Annotated in this window: 29 protein-coding genes; 14 read left to right on the plus strand and 15 right to left on the minus strand. The window is 72.7% G+C overall.

Translation table 11 applies throughout. The annotated features are described in order from the left end of the window. The first annotated feature begins 9 nt into the window (after positions 1-9). Complete coding sequence (locus tag AB0H57_RS04670; protein WP_357502633.1) at positions 10-1683, plus strand: MDR family MFS transporter; 1674 nt, start codon at positions 10-12, stop codon at positions 1681-1683. Between the two features lie 50 nt (positions 1684-1733). On the opposite strand, the gene AB0H57_RS04675 is transcribed toward AB0H57_RS04670, so the two are convergent. Beyond that, positions 1734-2639, minus strand: coding sequence for a LysR family transcriptional regulator (locus AB0H57_RS04675; protein ID WP_357502635.1), 906 nt, complete (start codon positions 2637-2639; stop codon positions 1734-1736). 83 nt (positions 2640-2722) lie between these two features. Between AB0H57_RS04675 and AB0H57_RS04680 the strand changes: the two genes are divergently transcribed. After that, entirely contained in the window at positions 2723-3652 is a 930-nt protein-coding gene (locus AB0H57_RS04680) for an EamA family transporter (protein WP_357502637.1), read from the plus strand. A 53-nt stretch (positions 3653-3705) separates the two neighbouring features. Here AB0H57_RS04680 and AB0H57_RS04685 read toward each other — a convergent pair whose 3' ends face one another. Then, positions 3706-4197 (minus strand): NUDIX domain-containing protein, encoded by a 492-nt coding sequence (locus AB0H57_RS04685; protein WP_357502639.1) that lies wholly within the window; start codon positions 4195-4197, stop codon positions 3706-3708. Positions 4198-4253: 56 nt separating this feature from the next. On the opposite strand from AB0H57_RS04685, the gene AB0H57_RS04690 reads away from it, so the two are divergent. After that, complete coding sequence (locus AB0H57_RS04690) at positions 4254-5903, plus strand: fatty acid--CoA ligase (protein WP_357502641.1); 1650 nt, start codon at positions 4254-4256, stop codon at positions 5901-5903. 219 nt (positions 5904-6122) lie between these two features. On the opposite strand, the gene AB0H57_RS04695 is transcribed toward AB0H57_RS04690, so the two are convergent. Next, on the minus strand, positions 6123-7136 hold the full coding sequence (locus AB0H57_RS04695) for an NADPH:quinone reductase (RefSeq protein WP_357502643.1): 1014 nt from the start codon (positions 7134-7136) through the stop codon (positions 6123-6125). A 164-nt stretch (positions 7137-7300) separates the two neighbouring features. On the opposite strand from AB0H57_RS04695, the gene AB0H57_RS04700 reads away from it, so the two are divergent. Next, complete coding sequence (locus AB0H57_RS04700) at positions 7301-7816, plus strand: methyltransferase domain-containing protein (protein WP_357502645.1); 516 nt, start codon at positions 7301-7303, stop codon at positions 7814-7816. Positions 7817-7823: 7 nt separating this feature from the next. Here AB0H57_RS04700 and AB0H57_RS04705 read toward each other — a convergent pair whose 3' ends face one another. From AB0H57_RS04705 to AB0H57_RS04720, 4 genes are all read right to left on the minus strand, one after another. Further along, a complete protein-coding gene (locus tag AB0H57_RS04705) occupies positions 7824-8477 on the minus strand; it encodes an HAD family phosphatase (RefSeq protein ID WP_357502647.1) in 654 nt (217 codons plus the stop codon). A 36-nt stretch (positions 8478-8513) separates the two neighbouring features. Beyond that, positions 8514-9365, minus strand: coding sequence for a hypothetical protein (locus AB0H57_RS04710; protein ID WP_357502849.1), 852 nt, complete (start codon positions 9363-9365; stop codon positions 8514-8516). A 138-nt stretch (positions 9366-9503) separates the two neighbouring features. Beyond that, a complete protein-coding gene (locus AB0H57_RS04715; protein WP_357502649.1) occupies positions 9504-10175 on the minus strand; it encodes an FKBP-type peptidyl-prolyl cis-trans isomerase in 672 nt (223 codons plus the stop codon). Positions 10176-10458: 283 nt separating this feature from the next. Next, positions 10459-11472, minus strand: a complete 1014-nt coding sequence (locus AB0H57_RS04720) for a Ku protein (protein ID WP_357502651.1) — start codon at positions 11470-11472, stop codon at positions 10459-10461. Between the two features lie 85 nt (positions 11473-11557). Between AB0H57_RS04720 and ligD (AB0H57_RS04725) the strand changes: the two genes are divergently transcribed. The 3 genes from ligD (AB0H57_RS04725) (at position 11558) to AB0H57_RS04735 (ending at position 14212) form a co-directional block, all read left to right on the plus strand. Next, complete coding sequence (gene ligD, locus AB0H57_RS04725) at positions 11558-12496, plus strand: non-homologous end-joining DNA ligase (protein ID WP_357502653.1); 939 nt, start codon at positions 11558-11560, stop codon at positions 12494-12496. Continuing rightward, positions 12489-13400, plus strand: coding sequence for a non-homologous end-joining DNA ligase (gene ligD, locus AB0H57_RS04730; protein WP_357502655.1), 912 nt, complete (start codon positions 12489-12491; stop codon positions 13398-13400). The genes ligD (AB0H57_RS04725) and ligD (AB0H57_RS04730) overlap by 8 nt, the downstream gene beginning before the upstream one ends. Positions 13401-13462: 62 nt before the next feature. Beyond that, a complete protein-coding gene (locus AB0H57_RS04735) occupies positions 13463-14212 on the plus strand; it encodes a TIGR03089 family protein (protein WP_357502851.1) in 750 nt (249 codons plus the stop codon). A 211-nt stretch (positions 14213-14423) separates the two neighbouring features. On the opposite strand, the gene AB0H57_RS04740 is transcribed toward AB0H57_RS04735, so the two are convergent. Next, positions 14424-14795 carry a hypothetical protein gene (locus AB0H57_RS04740; protein WP_357502657.1) on the minus strand — a complete coding sequence of 124 codons (372 nt, stop codon included), beginning with the start codon at positions 14793-14795 and terminating at the stop codon, positions 14424-14426. 76 nt (positions 14796-14871) lie between these two features. Between AB0H57_RS04740 and AB0H57_RS04745 the strand changes: the two genes are divergently transcribed. After that, positions 14872-15075 (plus strand): hypothetical protein, encoded by a 204-nt coding sequence (locus AB0H57_RS04745; protein ID WP_357502659.1) that lies wholly within the window; start codon positions 14872-14874, stop codon positions 15073-15075. Between the two features lie 111 nt (positions 15076-15186). Here AB0H57_RS04745 and AB0H57_RS04750 read toward each other — a convergent pair whose 3' ends face one another. Both AB0H57_RS04750 and AB0H57_RS04755 read right to left on the minus strand, forming a co-directional pair. Beyond that, on the minus strand, positions 15187-15360 hold the full coding sequence (locus tag AB0H57_RS04750; protein WP_357502661.1) for a hypothetical protein: 174 nt from the start codon (positions 15358-15360) through the stop codon (positions 15187-15189). Further along, positions 15357-17210, minus strand: a complete 1854-nt coding sequence (locus AB0H57_RS04755) for an amidase (RefSeq protein ID WP_357502663.1) — start codon at positions 17208-17210, stop codon at positions 15357-15359. Before AB0H57_RS04755 ends, AB0H57_RS04750 begins: the two co-directional genes overlap by 4 nt. 340 nt (positions 17211-17550) lie before the next feature. Between AB0H57_RS04755 and AB0H57_RS04760 the strand changes: the two genes are divergently transcribed. Together AB0H57_RS04760 and AB0H57_RS04765 are read left to right on the plus strand one after the other, a co-directional pair. Next, the gene (locus tag AB0H57_RS04760; RefSeq protein WP_357502665.1) at positions 17551-18513 is read left to right on the plus strand and encodes a zinc metalloprotease; all 963 of its coding nucleotides are present in this window, start codon (positions 17551-17553) and stop codon (positions 18511-18513) included. Between the two features lie 121 nt (positions 18514-18634). After that, on the plus strand, positions 18635-18769 hold the full coding sequence (locus AB0H57_RS04765) for a hypothetical protein (protein ID WP_357502667.1): 135 nt from the start codon (positions 18635-18637) through the stop codon (positions 18767-18769). Between the two features lie 57 nt (positions 18770-18826). On the opposite strand, the gene AB0H57_RS04770 is transcribed toward AB0H57_RS04765, so the two are convergent. Further along, a complete protein-coding gene (locus AB0H57_RS04770; RefSeq protein ID WP_357502669.1) occupies positions 18827-19312 on the minus strand; it encodes a carboxymuconolactone decarboxylase family protein in 486 nt (161 codons plus the stop codon). A gap of 165 nt (positions 19313-19477) precedes the next feature. On the opposite strand from AB0H57_RS04770, the gene AB0H57_RS04775 reads away from it, so the two are divergent. Further along, on the plus strand, positions 19478-20407 hold the full coding sequence (locus AB0H57_RS04775; RefSeq protein ID WP_357502853.1) for an RNA polymerase sigma-70 factor: 930 nt from the start codon (positions 19478-19480) through the stop codon (positions 20405-20407). 34 nt (positions 20408-20441) lie between these two features. Here the strand turns inward: AB0H57_RS04775 and AB0H57_RS04780 are convergent, their stop codons facing one another. Together AB0H57_RS04780 and AB0H57_RS04785 are read right to left on the minus strand one after the other, a co-directional pair. Beyond that, entirely contained in the window at positions 20442-20711 is a 270-nt protein-coding gene (locus tag AB0H57_RS04780; protein WP_357502671.1) for a hypothetical protein, read from the minus strand. Further along, positions 20708-20983, minus strand: a complete 276-nt coding sequence (locus AB0H57_RS04785; RefSeq protein ID WP_357502855.1) for a DivIVA domain-containing protein — start codon at positions 20981-20983, stop codon at positions 20708-20710. Before AB0H57_RS04785 ends, AB0H57_RS04780 begins: the two co-directional genes overlap by 4 nt. 375 nt (positions 20984-21358) lie before the next feature. Here AB0H57_RS04785 and AB0H57_RS04790 point away from each other — a divergent pair, with 375 nt between their 5' ends. Continuing rightward, positions 21359-21586: a winged helix-turn-helix domain-containing protein gene (locus tag AB0H57_RS04790; RefSeq protein WP_357502673.1), complete on the plus strand. Its 228-nt coding sequence runs from the start codon at positions 21359-21361 to the stop codon at positions 21584-21586. Positions 21587-21621: 35 nt separating this feature from the next. On the opposite strand, the gene AB0H57_RS04795 is transcribed toward AB0H57_RS04790, so the two are convergent. Then, complete coding sequence (locus AB0H57_RS04795; RefSeq protein ID WP_357502675.1) at positions 21622-21828, minus strand: type II toxin-antitoxin system HicB family antitoxin; 207 nt, start codon at positions 21826-21828, stop codon at positions 21622-21624. A gap of 86 nt (positions 21829-21914) precedes the next feature. Here AB0H57_RS04795 and AB0H57_RS04800 point away from each other — a divergent pair, with 86 nt between their 5' ends. Continuing rightward, positions 21915-22160 (plus strand): toxin HicA, encoded by a 246-nt coding sequence (locus tag AB0H57_RS04800; protein WP_357502677.1) that lies wholly within the window; start codon positions 21915-21917, stop codon positions 22158-22160. Further along, the gene (locus tag AB0H57_RS04805) at positions 22160-22507 is read left to right on the plus strand and encodes a toxin-antitoxin system HicB family antitoxin (protein WP_357502679.1); all 348 of its coding nucleotides are present in this window, start codon (positions 22160-22162) and stop codon (positions 22505-22507) included. The genes AB0H57_RS04800 and AB0H57_RS04805 overlap by 1 nt, the downstream gene beginning before the upstream one ends. 135 nt (positions 22508-22642) lie before the next feature. Here AB0H57_RS04805 and AB0H57_RS04810 read toward each other — a convergent pair whose 3' ends face one another. Further along, on the minus strand, positions 22643-24322 hold the full coding sequence (locus AB0H57_RS04810; protein ID WP_357502681.1) for a DNA repair helicase XPB: 1680 nt from the start codon (positions 24320-24322) through the stop codon (positions 22643-22645). Between the last annotated feature and the right edge of the window lie 271 nt (positions 24323-24593).

Consider the following 24593-nt stretch of genomic DNA (forward strand, 5'->3'; position numbering starts at 1 on the left):
GAAGGCCGGATGAGCGTCCACGCCGGCACCCCCATGCTCTCCGCCCGCCAGCTCCGCCTGCTGATGTTCGGCCTGATGACCGGCATGCTGCTGGCCGCCCTCGACCAGACCATCGTCGGTACGGCGCTGCCGACCATCGTGGGCGAGTTGGGCGGTATCGACCACTATTCGTGGGTGGTGACCGCGTACCTGCTCGCCTCCACCGCCTCCACCCCGCTGTACGGCAAGATGGCCGACCTGTACGGGCGGCGGCCGGTCTTCCTCTTCTCGATCGGTACGTTCCTGCTCGGCTCGCTGCTGGCCGGCCTGTCGCAGGACATGACCCAGTTGATCGTCACCCGGGGCGTGCAGGGGCTCGGCGCGGGTGGCCTGATGACGCTGGCGTTCACCATCATCTCGGACGTGGTGTCGCCCCGGGAGCGGGGTCGTTACCAGGGATTGTTCGGGGCGGTCTTCGGCCTGTCGTCGGTGGCCGGCCCGCTGGTCGGCGGGTACTTCGCGGAGACCAACTGGCGGTGGATCTTCTACATCAACGTGCCGCTGGCGATCCTGGCGATTGTGGTCTGTTACCACGTGATGCGGTTGATCCCCTTCGAGCGCCGGGAGCACGCCATCGACTGGCTGGGCGCCGGGCTGCTGGTGGCCGGGGTGAGCTGCGTGCTGCTGGCGCTGAGCTGGGGCGGCACCACCTACCCGTGGCGCTCGGGGCTGATCGTCGGGCTGTTCGTGGCGGGCGTGGTGCTGGGCGCGCTCTTCGTGCTCCAGGAGGCGCGGGTCGCCGAGCCGATCCTGCCGCTGCGGCTGTTCCGCAGCGCCACCTTCGCGCTGGCCAACTCGGCGGGCTTCGTGCTCGGTCTGGTGATGTTCGGGTCGATCATCTTCATCCCGCTCTACCTGCAGATCGTCAAGGGCGCCTCGCCGACCCGCAGCGGTCTGCTGATGCTGCCGATGATGGCCGGCATCATCGTCACCTCGATCCTCACCGGCCGGGCGATGAGCCGGATCGGCCGGTACAAGTGGTTCCCGGTGGCCGGTTCCGCGGTGCTGGTCGCGGGGATGCTGCTGTTCCGGCAGCTCCAGGTGGCCACCTCGCTCTGGGTGGCGTTCGGCTACATGGTGGTGATCGGCGTCGGGCTGGGCCTGTGCATGCAGTCGCTCATCCTCGCCGTGCAGAACGCGGTTTCGTCCCGGGACCTGGGTGCCGGCACCTCGTCGGCGACGTTCTTCCGGTCGCTGGGCGGGTCGTTCGGCGTGGCCATCCTCGGCGCGGTGCTGTCGTCCCAGCTCAAAGGCCAGCTCGCGGACCGGCTGCCGGCGGCGATCGGGCAGCTGCCGCCGGACCAGCGGGCCGCCGTGACGGCCGCCGGCGGGACCAACATCTCGATCAACGATCCGGCCACCATCCTGGCCCTGCCCGGTCCGGTCCGGGCCGCGATCCAGGCGTCCTTCGTCGAGTCGCTGCACCTGGTCTTCCTGACCACGGGCCTGATCGCCATCCTGGCCGTGCTGGTCACCCTCGCCCTGCCCAACCGGGAGCTGCGCGGCGCCGGTCCGCAGGGCGCCACCGGCGGCGCCGACCCGCTCGGCGGGAAGGCCGCCGCACCGGGCGGGAAGCCGCTGCCGAAGGAGTCGAAGGACGAGGCCGCGGCCGAGATGGAGGCCAAGTCGCAGACCATGCTGTGACGCCCCGAGCGGATCTCGACCCCTCGCGTCCGGGTCGTCGAGGCGGCGGGTCAGGCAGCGGGTGGCGGGTCCGGCTCCGCGGTGAGCAGGTCGAGGATGAGGGCCAGCGGCGGCCAGGCCGCGCGACCCCGGCGCACCACGGCGTACGCGCGCAGCAGCGCCGCCGGGTCGGCGAGCGGCAGCAGCCGTACGCCGGGCACGGTGGGCTGGTCGGCCGGGAGCAGCCCCACCCCGAGCCCGGCGACGATGAGGTCCTGGACCAGTTCGAGGCTGTCCGCGCGGTGCGCGACCCGGGGCTCGAAGCCGGCCATCGAGGCGATCGTGCGGACCGTCACCTCGTCGGCGGTGTTGCGCGAGTTGACGATCCAGTCGGCGGCCCGGAACCGGTCGAGGACCGCCGGGGAGGCGCCCGCCGGGGCGGCCGGTGCGCCGGCCGGGACGCCGAGGTGCCAGGCCGCCGACCAGAGCGGGGTGGCCGCCAGCGTCGCGTCGGCGGGGGCCGGGGCCAGGTTGTAGTCGTAGGTCAGCGCGAGGTCGACCGCGTCCGCCGCGAGCAGCGCGTACGCCTCGGCCGGCTCGTGCTCGTGGATGCGCAGGTGGACGTGGGGGTGGTCGGCGGCCAGCCGGGCGGTGAGCGGCAGCAGCGAGCGCCGGACGGCGGTAGCGAAGCCGGCGACGCGTACGGTGCCGGCCGGTTCGGCGCGCGGGTCCAGGTCGAGGCGGGCGGCGTCGACCGCGGCGAGGATGGTCACGGCGTGTTCGGCGAGCCGGCGCCCGGCCGGGGTGAGCCGGACCCGACGGCCGTGCGGCTCGATCAGTTCGGCGCCCACCTCCCGGGCCAGCACGGCGAGCTGCTGGGACACGGTCGAGGTGGTGACGTGCAACTCGTCGGCGACCTGGCGCATCGAGCCGAGCCGGGCCAGTTCGCGCAGCAGTCGCAGGCGGCGCAGGTCCATGGCGCGATTGTTCACGATCGTCGAACGGATCGTCCAGAAAGAGCACGTGGACGCGAACGGTCGGGACCGGCTCTACTGGTGGCATGACGCGTCTCACCCCCGCCCGCTCGGGCACGGCCATGGCCGTCGCCTCGATGATCTGCGTCCAGCTCGGGTTGGCCGCCTCGGTCGGGCTCTTCGACCGGGTCGGCCCGGCGGGCGCCGCCTGGCTGCGGCTGGCCTGGGCCGGGGTGCTGCTCGTGGTCCTGGTCCGGCCCCACCCGTCCGCGTTCAGCCGGTCCGCCCTGCGGGCCTGCGTGGCGCTCGGTGTGGTGACGGCCGGCGTCACCCTGCTCTTCATGGCGGCGGTGGCCCGGCTGCCGCTGGGCACCGCCAGCGCGCTGGAGTTCCTCGGGCCGCTCGGCGTGGCGGTGGCCCGGGGCCGGGGCGGCGCGAAGCTCTGGCCGGCGCTCGCGGCGGTCGGGGTGCTGCTGCTCACCGAGCCGTGGCACGGCGGCGTCGACCCGATCGGAGTGGCGTACGCGTTGGGCGCGGCGGTCTGCTGGGCCGCGTACATTCTGCTCACCCAGCGGGTCGGTGACGAGGTCGCCGGCGTGCGCGGGCTGGCCGTCTCGATGCCGGTGGCCGCCGTGGTCGCCACCCTGGTCGCCGGCCCCTCGGTGTTCGGCCAGCTCACCTGGCAGGTGCTCCTGGCCGGGCTGGGGCTGGCCGTGCTGCTGCCGGTGGTCCCGTTCGTGCTCGAACTGCTCGCGCTGCGCCGGCTCACCGCCGCCGCGTTCGGCACCCTGATGGCGCTGGAGCCGGCGATCGCCCTGGTCGTCGGGCTGGCCGCGCTGGGGCAGGTGCCCGGGCCGGGGGCGGTGGCCGGGATCGCGTTCGTGGTGGTCGCCGGGATCGGCGCGGAGCGCTCCGGCGCCCGGCCGAGCGCCGAGCAGCCCGAGCCGCCGCCGGGCGGGAAGCCGCTGCCGAAGGAGTCGACGGACGACATCCCAGCCGGCGTGTCGAGTTGTTAGGCAGGGGCCCCGCCGCTACCGAAGGCGGTAAGCGGGCGCCCCTCCTTACTTCCCTACTTGAGGATCAGGCGGTTGGTCTGCTCGAAGACGTCCAGGTCGGCGAGGGTCTCCAGCACGCTGGCGGAGAGCGGCGCGGGCAGCTCGTCCCGGGGGAAGAAGCCGGCGTCCACGGTCTCGTCGGTGAACCGGGTCAGCTCCCCGTCCCACTCCTCGACCCGGAAGGCGGTGGTGAAGATCTGGTAGGTGTGGCCGTACATGTTGGTGTGGGTCCGGTCCGGGCCGGTGTAGAGGGCGAACGCGCCGACCCGCAGCGCCCGCAGCCCGGTCTCCTCCCGGACCTCGCGCACCGCGCAGTCGGCGATCGACTCGCCCAGCTCCATCGCGCCGGCCGGCAGGGCCCACTGGTTGTTGTCCGAACGCTGGATCAGCAGCACCCGGGCCGCGTTGTCGCGGACCACGGCGCGGGCGCCGACGAACATCAGCGTCCGGTCACCGGCCAGGGCGCGCAGTTGCCCGACATACGAGTCGGCCCAGGAGATGCTCACCCGGCCCAACTTACGGGGGTTCCGCTGATGTGACCGGCGACACTAGCTTGTTACCCATGCGTAGCACGATGATGGACGCCCCCCTCCAGATCGCCCGGATCCTCGACCACGGCTCCACCGTGCACGGCACGGCGGAGGTGGTCACCTGGACCGGCGCCGAGCCCCGCAGGATGTCGTACGCCGAGGTCGGCCGCCAGGCCGCCCGGCTGGCCCACGCGCTCCGCGACGAGCTGGGCGTGACCGGCGACGAGCGCGTCGCCACCTTCATGTGGAACAACGCCGAGCACCTGGTGGCGTACTTCGCCGTGCCGAGCATGGGCGCCGTGCTGCACACCCTCAACCTGCGGCTCTTTCCCGACCAGGTCAGCTACATCGCCAACCACGCGCAGGACCGGGTGGTGCTGGTCGACTCCACGCTGATCCCGCTGCTGGCCAAGGCGATCGGCGCGATGAGCACGGTGCGGCACGTGGTGGTGGTCGGCGGCGGCGACCCGGCCCCGCTGCTGGCCGCGACCGGCGACCGGGTGGCCGTACACCGGTGGGACGACCTGCTGGCCGGGCGGCCGGACCGGTACGACTGGCCGGAGGTGGACGAGCGGGACGCGGCCGCGCTCTGCTACACCTCCGGGACCACCGGCCACCCCAAGGGGGTCGCCTACTCGCACCGGTCGATCTACCTGCACTCGTTGCAGATCTGCATGCCGGAGGGCTTCGGGCTCGGGCCGACCGACCGGGAGTTGGTCATCGTGCCGATGTTCCACGCGATGTCCTGGGGCCTGCCGTACGCGGCGTTCCTCTCCGGCGCGTCGCTGATCATGCCGGACCGGTTCCTCCAGGCCGAGCCGATCGCCGCGATGATCGCCGCCGAGCGGCCCACCCTGGCCGGCGCGGTGCCGACCATCTGGACCGACCTGCTCACCTACCTGGACGGCCACGACGTGGACACCTCCTCGCTGCAGGAGGTGATCGTCGGCGGCTCGGCGTGCCCGCCGGCGCTGATGCACGCGTTCTCTGAGCGGCACGGCATCGAGGTGGTGCACGCCTGGGGCATGACCGAGATGTCTCCGCTCGGCTCGGTCTCCCGCCCGCCGGCCGGGGCGACCGGCGAGGAGGCCTGGCGCTACCGGTACACCCAGGGCCGGGTGCCGGCCGGGGTCCAGGCCCGGATCGTCGGCCCGCTGGGCGAGCCGCTGCCCGCCGACGGGACGTCCGTCGGCGAGCTGGAGGTCCGGGGGCCGTGGGTGACCGCACGGTACGTCGGTGACGACGCACCGGACGCCGAGAAGTTCCGCGACGGCTGGCTGCGGACCGGGGACGTCGGCACGCTCTCCCCGGACGGCTTCATCACCCTCACCGACCGGGCCAAGGACGTGATCAAGTCCGGTGGCGAGTGGATCTCCTCGGTGGAGCTGGAGAACGCGCTGATGGCGCACCCGGACGTGGTGGAGGCCTGCGTGGTCGGGGTGCCGGACGAGCGCTGGGGTGAGCGTCCACTCGCCACGGTGGTGCTCCGCGAGGGCGCCGAGGTGGGCGCGGAGCAGCTGCGCGACTTCCTCGCCGGCTCGGTGGCCCGGTGGCAGTTGCCCGAGCGCTGGGCGGTCATCGACGCGGTGCCGAAGACCAGCGTCGGCAAGTTCGACAAGAAGGTGGTCCGGTCCCGGTACGCCGAGGGCGGCCTCACCGTGCGGGAGCTCGCGGCGCCGTGACGGCGGCGGTGTAACACTTTTCGCGCCCGGGTCGCCTGATGGTCAGGGACATGGTTCTGCAGGACATCCCTCCCCAGAGGGCGGCCCCGGCGTTCGCACCGCGCCGGGGCCGCCCGCCTTCTTGCGGGTTGGCCCCGCACCGTCATTCTTGCGAAACTTGTTCGCCTCTGTCCCGGTGACGAGGAAATCAGGTCGCGTCCGCGCTGCTCACGGCCCTGCTCACGGCTCGCTGGTGGTGATCAGGACCTTGCCGACCACCGAGTTCTCCACCGCCTCGTGCGCCGCCCGCGCCGCGGTGAGCGGGTGGTGGTGCAGCGGCAGGCCGGCCTCCTCACCGACCCGTACCGCGCCCTGGGCGACCGCCGCGGCCACGTCCACCACGGCCTGCGCCTTGGCCGCCTTCGGTTCGGTGTAGACCAGCACGAACTGCCAGCGCGCGTTCGGCACCATCATCGGCCGGATCGGGACGGTCACCTCGTCGCCGCCGTCGTCGGCGTACACGCAGACCGCGCCACCGGCGCGCAGTAGCTGGGCGTCGGCCGCCGCGTTGCGGGCCGCGGAGACCTCGACGATCGTGTGCACCCCGTCGGGGGCGATCTTGCGGACCTCCTCGACCACGTCCTGCTCCCGGTAGTTGACCACGAAGTCGGCCCCGGCCGCCGCCGCGAGCTGCGCCTTCTCCGGGCTGCTCACCGTGGCGACCACGCAGGCGTCCGCCCACCGGGCGAGCTGGATCGCCGCGTTGCCCACCGCACCCGCCCCGCCCTGCACCAGCACCGTGTGGTCCGACAGCGCCCCGGCGTGCAGCCGGTCCGGCATGAACTCGCCGACGGTCAGGCACCGGTGCGCGGTGAGGAACGGAATGCCCAGGCAGGCGCCCAGATCGAAGGAGGCGTCGCCGAGGCGTACCGCCTGCCGCATCGGCACCACCGTGTACTCGGCGGCGGTGCCCCAGGGTCGCTGCCAGGCCGCCTCCCACAGCCACACCCGCTCGCCGATCCAGTCCTGGTCGACCCCGCGGCCGACCGCCTCCACCACGCCGGCGCCGTCCTGCCCGGGGGTCTGCCACCCCGCCGGCAACGGCCACTGCCGTCGGGCCTTCCAGTCCGTGGGGTTCACCCCGGCGACGGCCATCCGGATCAGCAGCTCGCCCGGGCCCGGCTCGGGCACCGGCCGCTCGACCAGCTCCAGCACCGACGGGTCGCCGGTGCGCTCGTACACGATCGCCTTCATCGCCGATCTCCTCACCTCGACGGCCGGTGGCTGCCCTACCCGGGGCGGCCCTGACCATTCCGGGCCCCGCCTTCGGAAACCGTACAACCGGGCGGTGGCGGAGCGGAGCGGGGTCGGGCGGGACGTACGCGACGGTGGTCGGGGGCTGTCGCTAAGGTCGTCGCATGTCGATGGTGCCGCAGCGGCTGGTCTGGGCCGTCGGTCGGCTCGCCCCGCGGCCGGGGGATCGGGTGTTGGAGGTCGGCTGCGGGCCGGGACTGGCCGCCGGGCTGATCTGCGCCGCGCTCACCGAGGGGCGGCTGCTCGCCGTCGATCGCTCGGCCATCGCGGTAGGCGCCGCGCGGCGGCGCAACGCGGCGGCGGTCGCCGCCGGCCAGGTCACCTTCCGGCTGGCCGAGCTGGCCGCGCTCGACCCCGCCGACGGTCCCTTCGACCGGATCCTCGCCGTGGACGTGAACGTCTTCTGGGCCCGGCCGCCCGGCGCCGAGTACGCGCTGCTGCCCCGCCTGCTCGCTCCCGGCGGCGAGCTGCACCTCTGCTGGCAGCCGCCGGACGCCGGCCGGATCCCGCTGATCCTCGACCGGGTGACCGGCCGGCTGCGGGACGACGACTGGACGGTCCAGTCGACCGCCCACCCCGAGGGGCCGTTCTGCGCCGTCCGCGCCCGGCGTGCCGGCTGACCGTCTTTCAGTCGAGCCGCTCCACGACGCCGGGGGTGAGCGCGCCGATCGAGGGCAGCACCACGGCCGCCAGGGCCTCGGCGTCCGGGTCCAGCGGGTACGACCCGTGCGGCACGGCCACCACCCGCATCCCGGCGGCGGCCGCCGAGCGCACCCCGTTGGACGAGTCCTCCACCGCCACGCAGCGGGCCGGGTCGACCGCCAGCCGGGCGGCCACCGCCAGGTAGACGTCCGGAGCCGGCTTGCCGCGTGCGGTCTCCTCCGTCGACAGCGTCGCCCGGAACGCGTCGGCCAGGCCGGTGGCGGCCAGCGCCGCGCCGATCAGCCGGGTGGGGGAGGAACTGGCCAGGCCCAACGGCCACCGCCCGGCCAACCGGCGGACGACCTGGTCGGCGTCGTCGATCAGCGGTACGTGCGCCGCGTACCGGCGGGACATCTCGGTCACCACCTCGGTGGCCACCTGCTCGGCGCCCCGGTCGACGCCCAGCTCGCCGCTGAGGTAGGCCGCCCACTCGGCGGTGCTCATCCCCATCAGCCGGCGCTGGGTGTCCGGCAGCCACCGGCCGCCGTGCTCCGCCACGTACGCCCGGCGCACCTGCTCCCAGACCGGCTCGGAGTCCACGATCACGCCGTCCAGGTCAAAGACCACCGCGTCCGCCACGTGCCCATCCTGCCCGACGGCGGCGGTACCCGCCGGTCAGCGGGCCGGCGTGGGGGTGCCGGTGCCGCCCAGGGCGGGCAGGCCGATCGGCGCCTGGGCGGGGATGATGGTGCGGCACCGGCTGCTGACCGGCTCCAACAGCTCCCGCAGCCGGGCCGTACGCTCCGGGCCCAGCGCCTGCCACGGCCCAATCGCGGCCCGGTCGGTGGCCTCTTCGACGGCCCGGAAGGTCGCCGTCGCGTGCTCGGTGGGCGTCCGGTCGGCGGCCAGCCAACCCTTCTCGACCAGGCGCTCCTCGGCGGCGTCCCACTCCTCGTCGGTCCAGCCCCGGGCCGGCTGGTGGAACTGCCGGGACTGGTCCACCCGGCACCGCCAGGCCACCACCTCGACCGGGTCGAGCCCGGTGCCGACCAGCGCCGCCACGTGCCCGTCGCCCCGGTGCTCGCGCAGCGTGGTGGCGGCCTGCCAGAGCCGGGCCAGCGGGTACTCGCCGCGGGGCAGGGCGGCGTTGACCGCGCCCAGTACCCGCCCGGCGGTCGCCACCCGGCCGGCGGCCTCCTCCAGCAGGTCGGCCGCCTCGACCAGGTGCGCCTCGGGCAGCTCGTAGGTGAACTCGGCCAGCGCCTGCACGGCCCCGGTGAGCCGGGCGCGCAGCGCCTCCTCGGGCGTGGCCAGCCGCCACACCGAGGGCAGCGCCCTGGCCACCATGTCCGGGGCGAAGCTGAAGAAGGCGGCGACCACCGGGGCGGCCGGCACCGGGCCCAGCGGGGCGGCCCGCCCGGCGAAGTAGCCCCGCCAGTAGCCGCGCAGGCCCACCGCCTCGTACGCGGCCCGGGCCCTCGGGTGGAAATAGGTCACCGCGTGGACCGGTTCGAAGTGGGTCCACATCGTCCGGGCCAGGCCCGGGTCGTCCAGCGCCGGCACGTGCACCTCCGCGTCGGTGTGACAGTCACCGTGGACGGCGTACCGCCCACGGTGACTGAGAACCTAGTGCCGGTAGGTGACGGTTAGGAAGCCCGATGTGAGCTACTGGGCAGCCAGCACATCGACGACGAAGCGCAGCGGGCCGGCGGGGCGGCCACCGGAGGAGTCGTTGCCGTACGCCAGCTCGGCCGGGATGTCGAGCTGCACCCGGCTGCCCACCGGCACCCCGACCAGGCCCTGGTCCCAGCCCTTGATGACCTGGCCGACGCCGATCGGGAAGCTGACCGGCTGGCCGCCGTTCCAGGAGGCGTCGAACTCCTTGCCGTCCTTGTAGAACACGCCCACGTAGTTGGTGGTGATGGTCTGGCCGGCCTTCACCTCCGGGCCTTTGCCCTTGACCAGCGGGGTGACGGTCAGCTTGCTCAGCTCGCCCTTGCCGGCGGTCACCGTCGGCTTGCTGGCCAGCGCCGGGTCCGTGCCCGGCGGCAGCTGGCCGGGGGCCGGCTGGTCCGTGGGCTGATCGGCGGGCTGGTCGGCGGGCTGGTCGGCCGGGGCGCTGGCGGAGGCGTTGGCGGCGGGCTGCTTGTCGTCGTCGCCGCCGTCGGCCAGCCAGACGATGCCGCCGATCAGGGCCACCACGGCGATCACGCCGGCGGCGGCGCCGAGCATCGCCTGGCGGCGGCGCTTCGCCTCGGCGGCCTTCTTTGCCGCCAGCTGGGCGGCCAGCCGCCGCTCCCGCTTGGTGCCCGGGGCGTTCTGCACCTGTTCGCTCACGTCGTCGACTCCCTGCGGTGAGGTGGATGAGCCCGGGCGGCCGGTGCCGGGGCCAGCGCACACGGTACCCGCCGCACCTCCCACCCCCCTAGTGGAAGGAGGGGCCCCCGCTTAACGCATTGGTAGAGGAGAGGGCCTTGTTGACGGGTGTGGCCAGTGAGCAGCCTGCGGCGGCTGCGCGTGGCGGGCTGCCTGGGGTGCGTTGTGCAGGATGGGTGAGCTGTGAGCAATCGCGTGAGCTGGGCGATCTCGGTGAGTCGGCCGCCGTAGGCGGGGTGCCTGGTCAGGCGGTCTTGCGGGGGGCGGTCTTCTTGGCCGCCTTCTTCGCCGGCGCCTTGGCGGCCTTCTTCTCGGCCGTCTGCTTGGCCGCCGCCTTCTTCGCCGGCTCGGCCTTCTTGGCGGCGGCCTTCTTCTCGGCGGTCTTCTTCGCCGGGGCCTTCTTCGCCGGGGCGGCCTTCTTCTGCGCCGAGCGGGCCGCCGAGATCGGGGTGGGCTCGGCCCCGCCGCCGGTCGGCTCGCCCCGGGCCGCCCGGGCCCGGTCCACGGACGCCCGCAGCGCGGCCATCAGGTCCACCGCGGCGGCCGGCGCGGCCTCTTCCTCCGCCGGCTGGACGACCTCCCGGCCCTCGACCTTGGCGTCGATGACCTCCTGCAACGCCGCCCGGTAGTCGTCGGTGAAGGCGTCCGGCTCGAACTCGCCGGCCATCGAGTCGATCAGGGAGCTGGCCATGGCCAGTTCCGGGGGCCGGACCTTCAGGTCCTCGTCCAGGAAGCCGAAATCGGGGGTACGGATCTCGTCGGGCCAGAGCATCGTGTTGAGCAGCAGCACCCCCTCGCGTACGCGCAGGGTGGCGAGCTGCTCCCGCTGGCGCAGCGCCACCTTGACGATCGCCACCCGCTCGGAGTCGGCCAGGGCGTTGCGCAGCAGCACGTACGGCTTGGCCGCCGTGCCCTCCGGTTCGAGGAAGTACGCCTTGTTGTAGAGGATCGGGTCGACCTGCTCGGCGGGGACGAACTCCAGCACGTCGATCGCGTGCGAGGTGGAAAGCGGCAGGTCGGCGAAGTCCTCGTCGGTGAGGATGACCATCTCCCCGCCGCCGATGTCGTACCCCTTGGCGATGTCGTCGTAGGTGACCTCCTCGCCGCAGACCTGGCAGGTGCGCTTGTAACGGATCCGGCCGCCGTCCTCGCGGTGCACCTGATGGAACCGGATGTCCTTCTCCTCGGTGGCCGAGTAGACCTTCACCCCGATCGACACCAGGCCGAACGACACCGCTCCCTTCCAGATCGCCCGCATCCCGCGCTCCTCTCCCCGGTTCTGACCAGAATCGCAAATGATCGAACGGGACGCACGCGCTTCCGCGTGCAACTACAGTCAGAAGGTGCCCGGCGCGCCGTTGAAGCCGATGCTCGCGATGACCGGGCAGCTCCCGGTCGGCGCCGGCTGGGCGTACGAGTTCAAGTGGGACGGCATCCGCGCGCTCGCCGACATCGTCAACCACCGCCAGCACCTGTACGCCCGCAGCGGCGTGGACATCACCGTCGCGTACCCGGAACTGATCACCCTGGCCGAGCAGGTCGACGACGCGCTGCTGGACGGCGAGGTGGTCCTCTTCACCGACGGCCAGCCCTCGTTCACCGCCCTGGCCGAGCGGATGCACGTGCGCAACGCGGCGAAGGCGGCCCGGCTGGCGGCGGGCGTACCCGTCACGTACATGATCTTCGACCTGTTGCGGCTGCGCGGCCGGGACCTGACCGGGCTGCCCTACCGGGAGCGGCGGGCCGAGCTGGAGGCGCTCGGGCTCGGCGCCGCCCGGTGGGCGGTCCCGCCGGCCTTCCCCGACGGCCCGGCCACCTACCAGGCGGCGGGTGAGCACGGCCTGGAGGGGGTGATGGCCAAGCGGGTCGACTCGGCCTACCGGCCGGGGGTCCGCTCGCCGGACTGGGTGAAGGTCAAGCTGGAGGTCACCGGCGACTTCGTGGTGGGCGGCTGGCGGCCGGGCGCCCGCAAGATCGGCGGGCTGCTGGTCGGGGTGCCCGGGCCGGACGGCCGGCTGGTCTACCGGGGGCGGGTCGGCGGCGGGATCGGCGCGGCCATCGAGCGGGAGTTGCTGCGCGAGTTGGAGCCGCTGCGCGCCGGCGGGTCGCCGTTCGCCGGGGACGTGCCGCGCGAGGATGCCCGGGGGGCGATCTGGGTAACGCCCCGGGTGGTGGTGGAGGTGAAGTACGGGCAGCGCACCCCGGACGGGCGGCTGCGCTTCCCGCGGATTCTGCGGCTGCGCCCGGACAAACCGGCGGAGGAGGTGGTCGACGGTGCCTGAGCGGTTGAAGGTGGAGGTCGAGGGGCGGGCGCTGGAATTGTCCAACCTGGACAAGGTGCTCTATCCGAAGGCCGGCTTCACCAAGGGCGAGGTGATCGACTACTACACCCGGATCGCCCCGGTGCTGCTGCCCCACCTGGCCGACCGGGCGCTGACCCGGATCCGGTTCCCCAACGGCACCGACGGCGGGTCGTTCTTCGAGAAGAACGCCCCGGCCGCGACCCCCAGATGGGTACGCACCGAGACGCTGCCCGCCCCCGGCTCCACCAAGGGCCGGGAGACCATCGACTACGTGGTCTGCGACGAGCTGCCCACCCTGGTCTGGCTGGCCAACCTCGCCGCCCTGGAGCTGCACACGCCGCAGTGGAAGGTCGGGGAGCACCCGGACATGATGGTGGTCGACCTGGACCCGGGCGCCCCGGCGGCGCTGCGGCAGTGCTGCGAGGTGGCCCTGCTGATGCGGGACCGGCTGGCCGACGACGGCATCGACTCCTACCCGAAGACGTCGGGCAAGAAGGGGATGCAGCTCTGCTGCCCGATCGCGGGGACGCAGGACGCCGACGACGTCTCGGCGTACGCGAAGCGGATCGCGCAGGAGTTGGAGAAGGAACACCCGAGGCTGATCGTGTCGAAGATGGCGAAGAACCTGCGGCCGGGGAAGGTCTTCATCGACTGGAGCCAGAACAACGCGGCGAAGACGACGGTGGCGCCGTACTCGCTGCGCGCGCAGGCGGTGCCGTCGGTGTCGACCCCGTTGACCTGGGACGAGGTGGCGGCTGGCGCGGCGGGTAAGCGGCCGGCCACCCGCCCCTACACCGCAGGTGAGGTGCTCAAGCGGGTCGAGAAGGACGGCGACCTGCTGGCTCCGCTGCTCGACGGTGGTCCCGAGCTGCCCGCCCGTTGACCCGGGCCGCTAAATACAGTGGAGTGGGGTGATCCGGAGTGGGGGAGTGCCCGATGGACCTGATGACCGCGCCCGCAGGCGTACCGGACGGGTCGTCGCCCGCTGCCGGGACGCCGCTGCTGACCTGGTGTGACGACGCCACCGGTGAGCGGGTGGAGCTGACCGCGCGGCAGCTCGGCGGCTGGGCGGCGCGCAGCGCGGGCCTGCTGCGGGACGGGTGCGCTCTTCGCCCCGGCAGTCGGATCGCGGTGCTGCTGCCGCCGCACTGGCGTACGGCGGCGGTGCTGATCGGGGCGTGGGCGACGGGGATGGCGGTGTCGTTCCGGCCGCGGGCCACCGCCGGGCTGCCGGTGCTCGAGCCGGGCGCCGACCGGCCGTACGACGCGGTGTTCGTGACCCCGCAGCGGCGCGACGACTGGCTGGAGGACGTGCCCGACGGGGTGCACCGTTACCTGGTCGGCACCGCGCCGGGGCCGCTGGCCGAGGTGCCGGTGGGCTGGCTGGACTGGTCCACGGAGGTGCTCCGGCACGCCGACGCTCCACCCGACCACGCCGCCGTCGACCCGGCCGGCCCGGCCACCCCCGACGGCACCAGCTACGGGGCCTGGGGACAGCTCGCGGCGGAGTTCGCCCAGCAGCTCGACCTGGGGCGCGGTGACCGGCTGCTGGTCGACGCCGCCGAGCACGAGCAGCCGCTGAAGTGGCTGCTCGCCCCGCTGTCGGCCGGCGCCTCGGTGGTGATCTGCGCGAACCTGGACCGGGCGCGGCTCGACGCCCGGATTGCCGCCGAGCGGATCACCCGCGTCCTCTGACGACCATCGCCGGCCGAGTCCGCTCGGGCGGCTGTTCGTCTTCGCCGGTCTCAGCCGTTCGCCGGACGGCCCGTGCGCCGTTCGGTGGATGGTGAGTAGAGTGACGGGGTTTTCCGTACCTGTGATCTCCGAGGAGGCCGGCGATCGTGGCCGACAGGTGGACCACTCGTTCCGCCGACGGGACCGCCCGAGCCGTCGGTGGCCCGCACCGTCAAGCCGCCCGGCGATCCGGCGGCCGGCCGGTCTGGCTGATCTCGGTCTGCGGGCTCGGGCTGGCGTCGCTGATCTGCGCGCTGGTCTTCTCCCGGGGGCTCGGCCGAGCGCCGGACACCGTCGAGCCGGCGGCGGCCGGCGCGTCCGTTCCGGCGGTGTCCGATGTGCCGGTGGGGACCGTGCAGGAAACCCCGTCGGCGCCGGCAGCTTCCGCGACACCGGGCAGCACCTCCGCCGCGCCGAGCGCCACGCCCACCGGCACCCCGTCGGTCACGGCTACCGGCACCCCGTCCGCAACGGCGGCCGCCACCCCGTCGGTCAGGGCGACCGGCACGCCTGCCGGCAGGCCCGGCGTCACCCGGTCGGCCACGTCGACCGCCGGCCCGACGCCGACGCGGACGCAGAACCCGGGGCCGGTACTGCTCGGGCCGGCGAACGGCCCGGGAGTGACGGACCTGGTCCAGCGGTACTGCGACCGGCACGGCGGAGGCTCGGCGAGTTCCCGGCGCGACGGCGGTTGGCAGTGCGCGCGGTTCCTCTCCACCGCCAGCGTCGACCTGGACGTGGCCTGCCGGGAGGCGTACGAGCCGGATGCCTATGCGCGGACGTCCGACGCCGGCGACCCGTACGCCTGGCGCTGCTACCGCTGAGCCACCGCGGCTGTCGGTGCGACGGAGGGTGGGGCGGCATCGGGCGCGAGCGCCCGCCGGCCTCGGCGGAGGAACCTGGGGGCGGGGAGGCCGGCGGGCGGGCGTGGCTCGTCAGCGAGTGTCGGTCTGCGCGGAGCGGGCGTCGCCGTACGCGTACCAGCTGGTGCCGAGCTTCGGCCCCCACTCGACGGTGAGCGCCGGTGCCGGCGCCTCGTCCGGGTCGGGCAGCGGGAAACCCGCGTTGAGCAGCGGCTGCCACTGCACGGTCAGGAACGGCTCGGTCACGACCAGGCCTCCTCGGCGATCAGCGGGTCGTTGGACAGCTCCGGCGGCACCGTCTCCTGCCCGGGGGCCAGGGAGCGGGCCTGCTGCCGGGGCGCGAAGACCGGGTCGGGCGGGGCCGCCCGGTGGTGTTGCGGGTGCCGGTCCTGGTAGTCCAGTGCGGCCTGCACCAGGGCCGGCTCGGAGAAGCGCGGACCCCAGAAGGCGGCGTTGATCGGCAGCCCTTCGGTGCTGTCGTAGCCGATCGGGAAGGTCACCATGGGCCAGGTGAGCGCGTTCGGGAGCTGGTAGAAGGTGCGGTAGTTGGGCAGTTGGGTGCCGCCGACCCGGGGCCCGACCTGCGCGCCGATCGGCAGCACCAGCATGAAGTCGACGCCGGCCTCGTCGAGCGCCCGCTGGTAGTTGGCCTGGAGCGTTCGCCGACGGTGTTCGCCCTCGTCCCGTACCGATGCGGGAATCGCGCCGGCGGTGGCCGCCGCCCGGGCCAGGTCGCCGAACTGGCGGGTCAACGCGGCGGCGTTCTCCGGGTGCGACTCCGCGAACGCCTGCACCGCCTGCCAGTAGCGGATCTCGTACCGGTTGGGGCTGAGCACCGCCGTGGCGGGCGACACCACGGTGCCGTCGGGCAGCGGGATACGTTCGGAGGTACGGAAATAGGGGTCGTTCGCCGCCACCGTGACGTCGAGGCCGGGGAACTCCTTGACCGTGGCCCCGAGGGCGACCAGTTCCGCCTTGAGGCGTTCGAAGGCGGCGCGGTAGTCGCCGTCGTACGTGTCGGCGGGCGGGACGCCGGTGCCGCCGCGGGTCATCCAGTCGGTCTGCGGGATGCCGATGGTGGTGCCGGCCAGTGGCCGGTTGCCGCCGCGCGCGGCGAGCGGCAGGGCGGGGAACGGGTTGGGGGCGGAGAGGGTGAGCGGGTCGGGGGCGGCGTCCGGCCCGAGGACGGCGGCCAGCACCAGCGAGGCGTCCCGGATCGAACGGGCGATCGGGCCGAGCACGTCGTAGCCGGGGGACAGCGGCATCACCCCGGCGGTGGAGACCAGGCCCAGCGACGGCTTGATGGCGCTGGCGCCGTTCGCCGCCGACGGCATGATGATGGAACCGCCGGTCTCCTCACCGATGGTGGCCGCGGCCAGCCGGGCGGCGGTCGCCACCCCGGACCCCTGGCTGGAGCCGCCCGGGATGAAGCGCGGGTTCCAGGCGTTGCCGGCGAACGTGCCGGCGATGGTGCCGGAGAACGCCGACGCGATGGTGTGTCCGATGATTACCGCGCCCTGGGCGCGCAGCCGGGCCACCACGGTCGCGTCCCGGTGCGAGAGGTTCCCGTCGTACGCGTGGGTGCCGTTCTTCGCCTCCAGCCCCTTGACCGCGACGGAGTCCTTGATGCCGAAGGGAATGCCGCACAGCGGCGGCGCCTTCGGGTCGGTGCGCAGCAGCGCGTCGGCCGCCGCGGCCTGGGCCAGCGCCCCGTCCCGGTCGATGCGGACGAAGGCGTTGTAGCCGCCGTTGTCGCCGTAGACCTCGAACGGCCCGTTCAGCCGCTCGATCCGGTCGAGGTACGCCCTGGTCAGCTCGACAGAGGTGAGCATCTTCGCCCGGAGCAGGACGATCAGCTCGCTGATCTCGTAGTCGACGATCCGCGCCCGGCGCGGGATCTTGCCGACCGGTGGCAACTTCTTGAGTAGTTCCAGGGTGCTGTCGGGAGAGGCTGCGGCCGGCTGCGCGACGACCAGGCCGGCCACTGTCGCGCCCGCGGCGGCGGCGCTGCCACCGAGCAGGGCCCGGCGGCTGAATCCGGGCCGCTGGTCATCGGTGCTGGACGGTGTCTCGATGGTATGGGTTCTGTTGAGCATGAAGGCTCCCGTCTTGCCAGGTGGGCGGGCACGTGGGACCGCCGTGAGGCACCGAGTTGGCGCCGCCGGTGATCGTCACGACGGGTCGTCTCCCCGGTGTTGCCGCCCGCTTTCCGGCTGGTAAAGCCCCTCTTCACCGCCCCGCCGGTCGACGTCGGGTGGCCGACCCGGCGACCATGGCGTCCGCCGTTCGGTCCAGGTTCCTGCTCGTGGGCCTGTTGTGAACGACCTGTGACATGTTCTGATACCGGAGTACGACGAGCGTCACTGACCTCGTCGTGGCGGCGGCCCTCGTCCATTCCGCCTCGCCGCCCACCCCCCATGCGTGAAAGGTGAAACGATGCGCAGGAGACCGTTTCAGTTAGCCGTACTCACCGCCACCGCGGCGACGTTCCTGGCGGGCGGTGGCGCTGCCGGGGCGGTCGCCTCGGCGGCACCGGCCAGCCCCTCGCCCGCTGTCGCCGAGTGTGCGCCCGGAGCTGAGGCGCACACGGTGGCCCGGGTCAAGGAGGGCGCCACCGCCCAGGAGCCGGAGCTGTACTCGAAGAACGAGGCGAACGCGTACGGCGTGCTCAAGGACGCCCCGCGCCTGCCCAACGGCAGCGTCACCGTGCCCACCGTGTTCCACATGGTCTCCGACCACCCGCTCACCGCGGCCGAGACGACCCGGTGGAACACGCTGATCGCGGCGCAGATGAAGGTGCTCAACGACTCGTTCTCCGGCAAGACGGCGGCGGACGCCTCCGACACGCCGTTCCGGTTCGACCTGGTCGACACGACCTGGACGGTGAACAGCGCCTGGTACACCGTCGTGCCGGGCAAGAACGAGCGGGACATGAAGAAGGCGCTGTACACCGGCGACGCCCGCACCCTCAACGTGTACGCGGCGAACATCGGCGGCGGCCTGCTCGGCTGGGCGTACTTCCCGAAGGGTTACAACAACGGCCGCGACTACATCGACGGCGTGGTGATGCTCGACGAGTCGATGCCGGGCGGCACGGCCGGCAAGTACGCCCTGGGTGACACGCTGACCCACGAGGTCGGGCACTGGCTGATGCTGGAGCACACCTTCGCGCACGGCTGCTCCGCCTCCGGCGACTTCGTCGCGGACACCCCGCGCGAGGCGCACCCGCAGTTCAACTGCCCGGTCGGCGCGGACAGCTGCACCGCGCCGGGCCTGGACCCGATTCACAACTTCATGGACTACACGCAGGACTCCTGCATGAACATGTTCACCCCGGGCCAGGCGGAGCGGATGAGCGACGCCTGGGTCGCGTTCCGCGCCGGTGGCGGGAAGCAGTAACCCGAGCCCGGTCGGAGGGTGACGGGCCGCGCGGGCGGCCCGTCACCCTCCGTTTTCGCTATCCTGCCGCGATGCGGACCACGATGGACGTACGCGGCAGCCGGTGGGCGCCGGCACTGGTATGGACGCAGTTGCTCGTCGTGCCACGCGGCGCCAGTGGCGTCCGCTGGCGGCGGTCAGCGCGGCGAGCGTACTGATGCTGCTGGTCATGGCGACGCCGCCCGGCTGGGAGCTGTTCGACTGGTACGTCGGATAGCCGGCGGCTGGCCCGGCCCGGGACGATCCCAAGGCCGGGCCGGGCCGGACCGGTCGGTCAGTCGAACGCGGCGGCGAACATGCCGGGCTGGTACGAGCCGCCCTTCTGATGCACGATCACGGCGAGCCGGTTGGCTGCGTTGATCAGCGCGACCAGGCAGATCAGCGCGGCGACCTGGTCGTCGTCGTAGTGCTTGCGCACCTGCGCCCACGTCTCGTCGGACACCCCCTGGGAGGCGTCGGCGAGCCGGGTGCCCTCCTCGGCGAGCGCCAGCGCGGCCTGCTCCGCCTCGGTGAAGACCGTCGACTCGCGCCAGGCGGCGACCAGGTGCAGCCGGATGGGGTCCTCACCGCCGGCCACCGCCTCCTTGACGTGCATGTCGATGCACCAGCCGCAGCCGTTGATCTGGCTGGCCCGCAGCGACACCAGCTCCTGCGTCGACTTCGGCAGTGGCGACTGCTGGACCGCCATGCCGGCGTTGGCGAACCGCTTGAAAAACTTCATGGCGGTCTCGTTGTCGAACATGTTGAATCGGGCGTCCATGATCCGTCCTCACTCGTGGTGGCCTGGAACGAACACGAGATACCGGCGGCCGGACCCCTGTGACGGGATGCTGCACGTGACGACCGCCACCGCCACCCGCTGTCACAGATCCGCCGGGCCCGGCATCTGATGGGGGGCATGGTCGAGAGCGAACGGGAGTCACCGATGGTGGGCACGGCACAGCGCGGAACCGGGGACGGCGACCGGGGCGACCGGCCGGACCCGGCCACCGAGGCGTTCCTGCGCCACCGCAACCTGCTCTTCACCGTCGCGTACGAGATGCTCGGCTCGGCCGCCGACGCCGAGGACGTCCTCCAGGAGACCTGGTTGCGGTGGTCGGGGGTCGACCTCGACGAGGTACGTGACCAGCGCGCCTACCTGGTCCGCGTCACCACCCGGCAGGCGTTGGGCCGGCTGCGCACGCTGGGCCGCCGCAAGGAGTCGTACGTCGGCTCCTGGCTGCCGGAGCCGCTGCTCACCACCCCTGACGTGGCCGACGACGTGGCCCTGGCCGACAGCGTCTCGATGGCGATGCTGCTGGTGCTGGAGACTCTCGCCCCGATCGAGCGGGCGGTGTTCGTGCTGCGCGAGGTGTTCGACGTCGGGTACGACGAGATCGCCGAGGCGGTCGACAAGAGCCAACCCGCCGTACGCCAGATCGCCCACCGGGCCCGCGCGCACGTCGCGGCCCGCCGGCCCCGCCAGGTGGTGTCCCCCGCCGAGACCCGGGACGCGCTGGACGCGTTCCGCCGGGCGGTCGAGACGGGCGACCTGCAGGGGCTGCTCGGCATCCTCGCCGGGGACGCCGTCCTGCTGGCCGACGGCGGCGGGATCAAGCAGGCAGTGCTGCGGCCCATCGTGGGCGGCGACAAGGTGGCCCGGCTGATGACCGCCGGGTGGGGCCGGGTCGGCCACCGGGCGTCGATGGAGCCGACCGAGGTCAACGGCTATCCGGCGCTGATCGTCCGGCTCGACGGGGAGCTGGACACGGTGGTGGCGGTGCACCTGGAGGCCGGTCGCATCACCGGCCTGTACGCCGTCCGCAACCCGGAGAAGCTCTCCCACATGGGCCGGGAGACGCTGCTGCGCCGCTGACCCGGGTCGCGATAACCATGGCCGAATCGAGCCGTCATCGGCGGCGGAGCCACGGCGCCCGCCGCACGCAGGCCGAGGCATGGTCCACCGGCAGCGCACACCGCCCGCCGCCGTCCGGTAGCGGCCGGTCGCAGAAGACCCAATGGCGTACGCACTGCTGGTCCTCGGCCGACACGGTCACCCCGCCCGGCTCGACCCGGGCGCTGAGCTGGGCCAACACCCGAGCGGCGGTACGCGCGAAGATCCGCGCGCGGTGCAGGTCCGGCACCGTGACCGGCAGGTGGATCACCCAACGCTCGGTCATCGGTAGCGACGGTTCGCCGACTGGGCGCTCTGCCAATCCCGCAGGGCGTTCTTGATGCGTACGTTCTCCTCCTGCACCGCGACCAGGGCGGTCTGCGCGACGGCCAGTTCATCGGCGACCCGGTGCAGGAAGGCGCGGATCTCGGCCGGGTCGAGGCCGTGCCGGCGGACGTTGAAGCAGCGCTCCCGCACCTGCCAGGGGCGCAGCGGGGGACGGTTCATCGGCGTCTTGTGGGTCGGGGCTGGTTGCGGAGCGTGGTGCCGGCGGAGCAGGTTGCGCACGAGGTGACCGCCCTTCGTGAAGGCCGCGGATCGTGGGGGGGGGGGAGGGGCGGTCTCCGCCGCTTACGACCGGCGGAGACCGCCCCTTGCCTGCCGCCCGGTGGGTAGGGCGGCAGGGCCGCGCCGGGGGAGCGCGGAGGGTGAGGTCTCGACGGCGATGCGAGACCGGTACGAGAGGCGCCAACCGACCGCAGCAGCACCGCATCACCGAGAGCGACGGTACCGATACCTCTCACCTCTGTCAACGCTCTCTTACCTGTCGAATCTGGCTGTCGACGCTTGCCTGCCGCTCCTACGTCAGTTATTGCCGCTGTTTCACCTGTTGCTCGATACTGGGGGGGCCAACCGACTGCAAGGGGCCTCCACGTGCCGATTCCGCCAACTATGGGTGAGTTGATCAAGGATCTGCTGAGGCGGATCGAAGAGGGTGAGTTCCAGCCCGGGTCGCAGATCCCGTCCACTCAGCAGCTGTCCGACCACTACGACGTCTCGGTGTCGACGATCCATCGAGCGGTGGCGACGCTCCGTGAGCAGGGTGTGCTGGTGGGGCGGCCGGGCCGCGGTGTCTTTGTCGCCGAGTCCGATCGGGGTTGATCGCCCAGTCAGCCCGCGAAGCGCTGCGGCGCGGATCAGTTGCCGGCCGGCTCTTGTGGCAGGTCACGATGCAGATCGACGTCGAAGGTGTGCGGGTCGACGTCGAGCATGAGGGCGATGGCTTCCCGTGCCATCGCTTCCACCTCGTCGAGATGACGAGCCTGGGAGAAGACGCCCTTGATCTCCGGCACGGTGATCGCCCACCATCCGCCCGAGCGCACGCACTCCGCGGTGAACGTCATCGACGGCCTACCTCTCCCCGCAGCCAACGGGCAAGCTATTCGACGGGTGATTGCGCCTATGGTACCGCCCGCAGTACCGTATCGGGGTGCCGGCCGTAGCCAAGCTTGTCGAGGCGCTGCGCAAGAACCAGCAGAACGTCTCCTACAACGACCTCTACCGGGTCTGCGAGCACTACTTCGGTAAGCCCCGGCAGGCTGGCACCTCCCATGCGGTCTTCAAGATGCCCTGGCCCGGCGACCCGCGGGTCAACATCCAGGACGACAAGGGCAAGGCCAAGGCGTATCAGGTCCGGCAGGTGCTCAAGGCGATCGACAAGAAGGAGGCCATGTGATGCAGCAGCCCGGTGCCCGTCCCGAGATCACCCACTACACCTACCGCGTCACCTGGTCCGCCGAGGATCGGGAGTTCGTCGCCACCTGCGCGGAGTTCCCCTCCCTCTCCTGGCTGGCACCCTCGCAGATCGAGGCGCTGCAAGGGCTCGAAGCCATGTTGAGCGACGTGATCGCCGACATGGAGGAGCAGGGCGAGCAGGTGCCGCAGCCGTTCGCCGACCGCCACTACTCGGGCAAGTTCAACCTCCGGGTCGGTGAGAGCCTGCACCGCGAGCTGGCTATCCAGGCCGCCGAGGACGGGATGAGCCTCAACCAGTACGTCCTTCGCAAGCTCCGCGCCGCCTGACGCTGCCGACCGCTGCTCGACGCCCGCTAGATCCACCCCTGCATGCGGGATGTGATGGTGTCAGACGGCCGGGATACCGCAGAATCCCGCATCCGGGGCCATCAGCCCCGCGTCGGGGGCCGTCCGAAGCGCGCCTCAGTCGAAGGAGGGCAGCGACGGCCCGAGCACGTCGTCAGCGTCCACGATCGTGTACGCGTACCCCTGCTCCGCCAGGAACCGCTGCCGGTGCGCCGCGTACTCGGTGTCGATCGTGTCCCGGGACACCACCGTGTAGAAGTGGGCCTGCCGCCCGTCCGCCTTCGGCCGCAGCACCCGCCCCAGCCGCTGCGCCTCCTCCTGCCGCGACCCGAACGTGCCGGACACCTGGATCGCCACCGCCGCCTCCGGCAGGTCGATCGAGAAGTTCCCCACCTTCGAGATCACCAACGTGCGCACCTCACCGGAACGGAACGCGTCGAACAGCCGCTCCCGCTCCTTGTTGGTCGTCGAGCCCTGGATGATCGGCGCGTCCAGGTATTCCCCGAGCTGGTGCAACTGGTCGAGGAAGCCACCGATCACCAGCACCTGCTCCTGAGGGTGCCGCTGCACCAGAGCCCGCACCACCGGCAGCTTCGTGCGCGCGGTAGCCGCCATCCGGTAGCGCTCCTCGGCCTCCGCCGTCGCGTACGACATCCGTTCCGCGTCGGTCAGCGTCACCCGTACCTCGGTGCACTCGGCGGGGGCGATCCAGCCCTGCTGCTCGATGTCCTTCCACGGCGCGTCGTACCGCTTCGGGCCGATCAGGCTGAACACGTCGCCCTCCCGGCCGTCCTCGCGTACCAGAGTCGCCGTGAGGCCCAGCCGGCGGCGGGCCTGGAGGTCCGCGGTGAAGCGGAAGATCGGCGCGGGCAGCAGGTGCACCTCGTCGTAGACGACCAGGCCCCAGTCGCGGGCCCCGAACAGGTCCAGGTGGGTGAACGCGCCGCCGCGCCGCGCGGTGAGCACCTGGTACGTGGCGATGGTGACCGGGCGGATCTCCTTGCGCTCGCCCGAATATTCGCCGATTTCCTCCTCGGTCAGCGAGGTGCGGGCGATCAGCTCCCGCTTCCACTGCCGGCCCGCCACCGTGTTCGTCACCAGGATCAGCGTGGTGGCCTTCGCCTCGGCCATCGCCGCCGCCCCGACCAGCGTCTTGCCGGCGCCGCAGGGCAGCACCACCACACCCGAGCCGCCGGCCCAGAACGCTTCCACGGCCTCCCGCTGGTACGAGCGCAGGGTGAACGGCTTGCCGCCGTCCTTGCCGGCCTCGGCCAGCTCGATCGGGTGCGCCTCGCCGTCCACGTAACCGGCCAGGTCCTCCGCCGGCCAGCCCAGCTTCAGCAGCGCCTGCTTCAGCCGGCCCCGCTCCGACGGGTGCACCTGGATGGTGTCGTCGTCGATCTTGTTGCCGAGCATCCCGGCGAGCTTCTTGCTCTTCGCCACCTCGACCAGCACCACCTGGTCCAGGGCGCGCAGCACCAGGCCGTGCGCCGGGTCGTTGGCGAGCTGCAACCGGCCGTACCGGTCCATGGTCTCCGCCACGTCCACCAGCAGCGCGTGCGGCACCGGGTAGCGGGAGTACTTGATCAGGGAGTCGACCACGCCCTCGGCGTCGTGGCCGGCGGCCCGGGCGTTCCACAACCCCAGCGGGGTCAGCCGGTAGGTGTGCACGTGCTCGGGGGAGCGTTCCAGCTCGGCGAAGGGCGCGATGGCCATCCGGCACGCCTGCGCGTCGGGGTGGTCGATCTCCAGCAGCAGGGTCTTGTCCGACTGCACGATCAGTGGTCCACCGCTCACGCCAGCGTCCTCTCCTCGCCCGGGCCGGCCCCCACGGGGCAGGGTGAACCTGCCCGAGGCCGACCATCCAGTGTTGCACGCGGGCGCATCGACCCGAGAAAAATGCCCGTCGGACGCAACCGTGACGGCATCCAGGAACGTCTTGCAGAAGGGCGGGTGTGTCGGTCGCGGGGGAGGCGCCGACGTCGCCCCCGGCCAGGGTGGTTCGCCGGCCGGCGCGCGTTCGGGGCATCGGGGGCGAGCGCGCGGCGGGCTGGCCGGCGGACCGTCG

It is taken from the genome of Micromonospora sp. NPDC050686 (assembly GCF_040654475.1).
Classification (GTDB): Bacteria; Actinomycetota; Actinomycetes; order Mycobacteriales; family Micromonosporaceae; genus Micromonospora.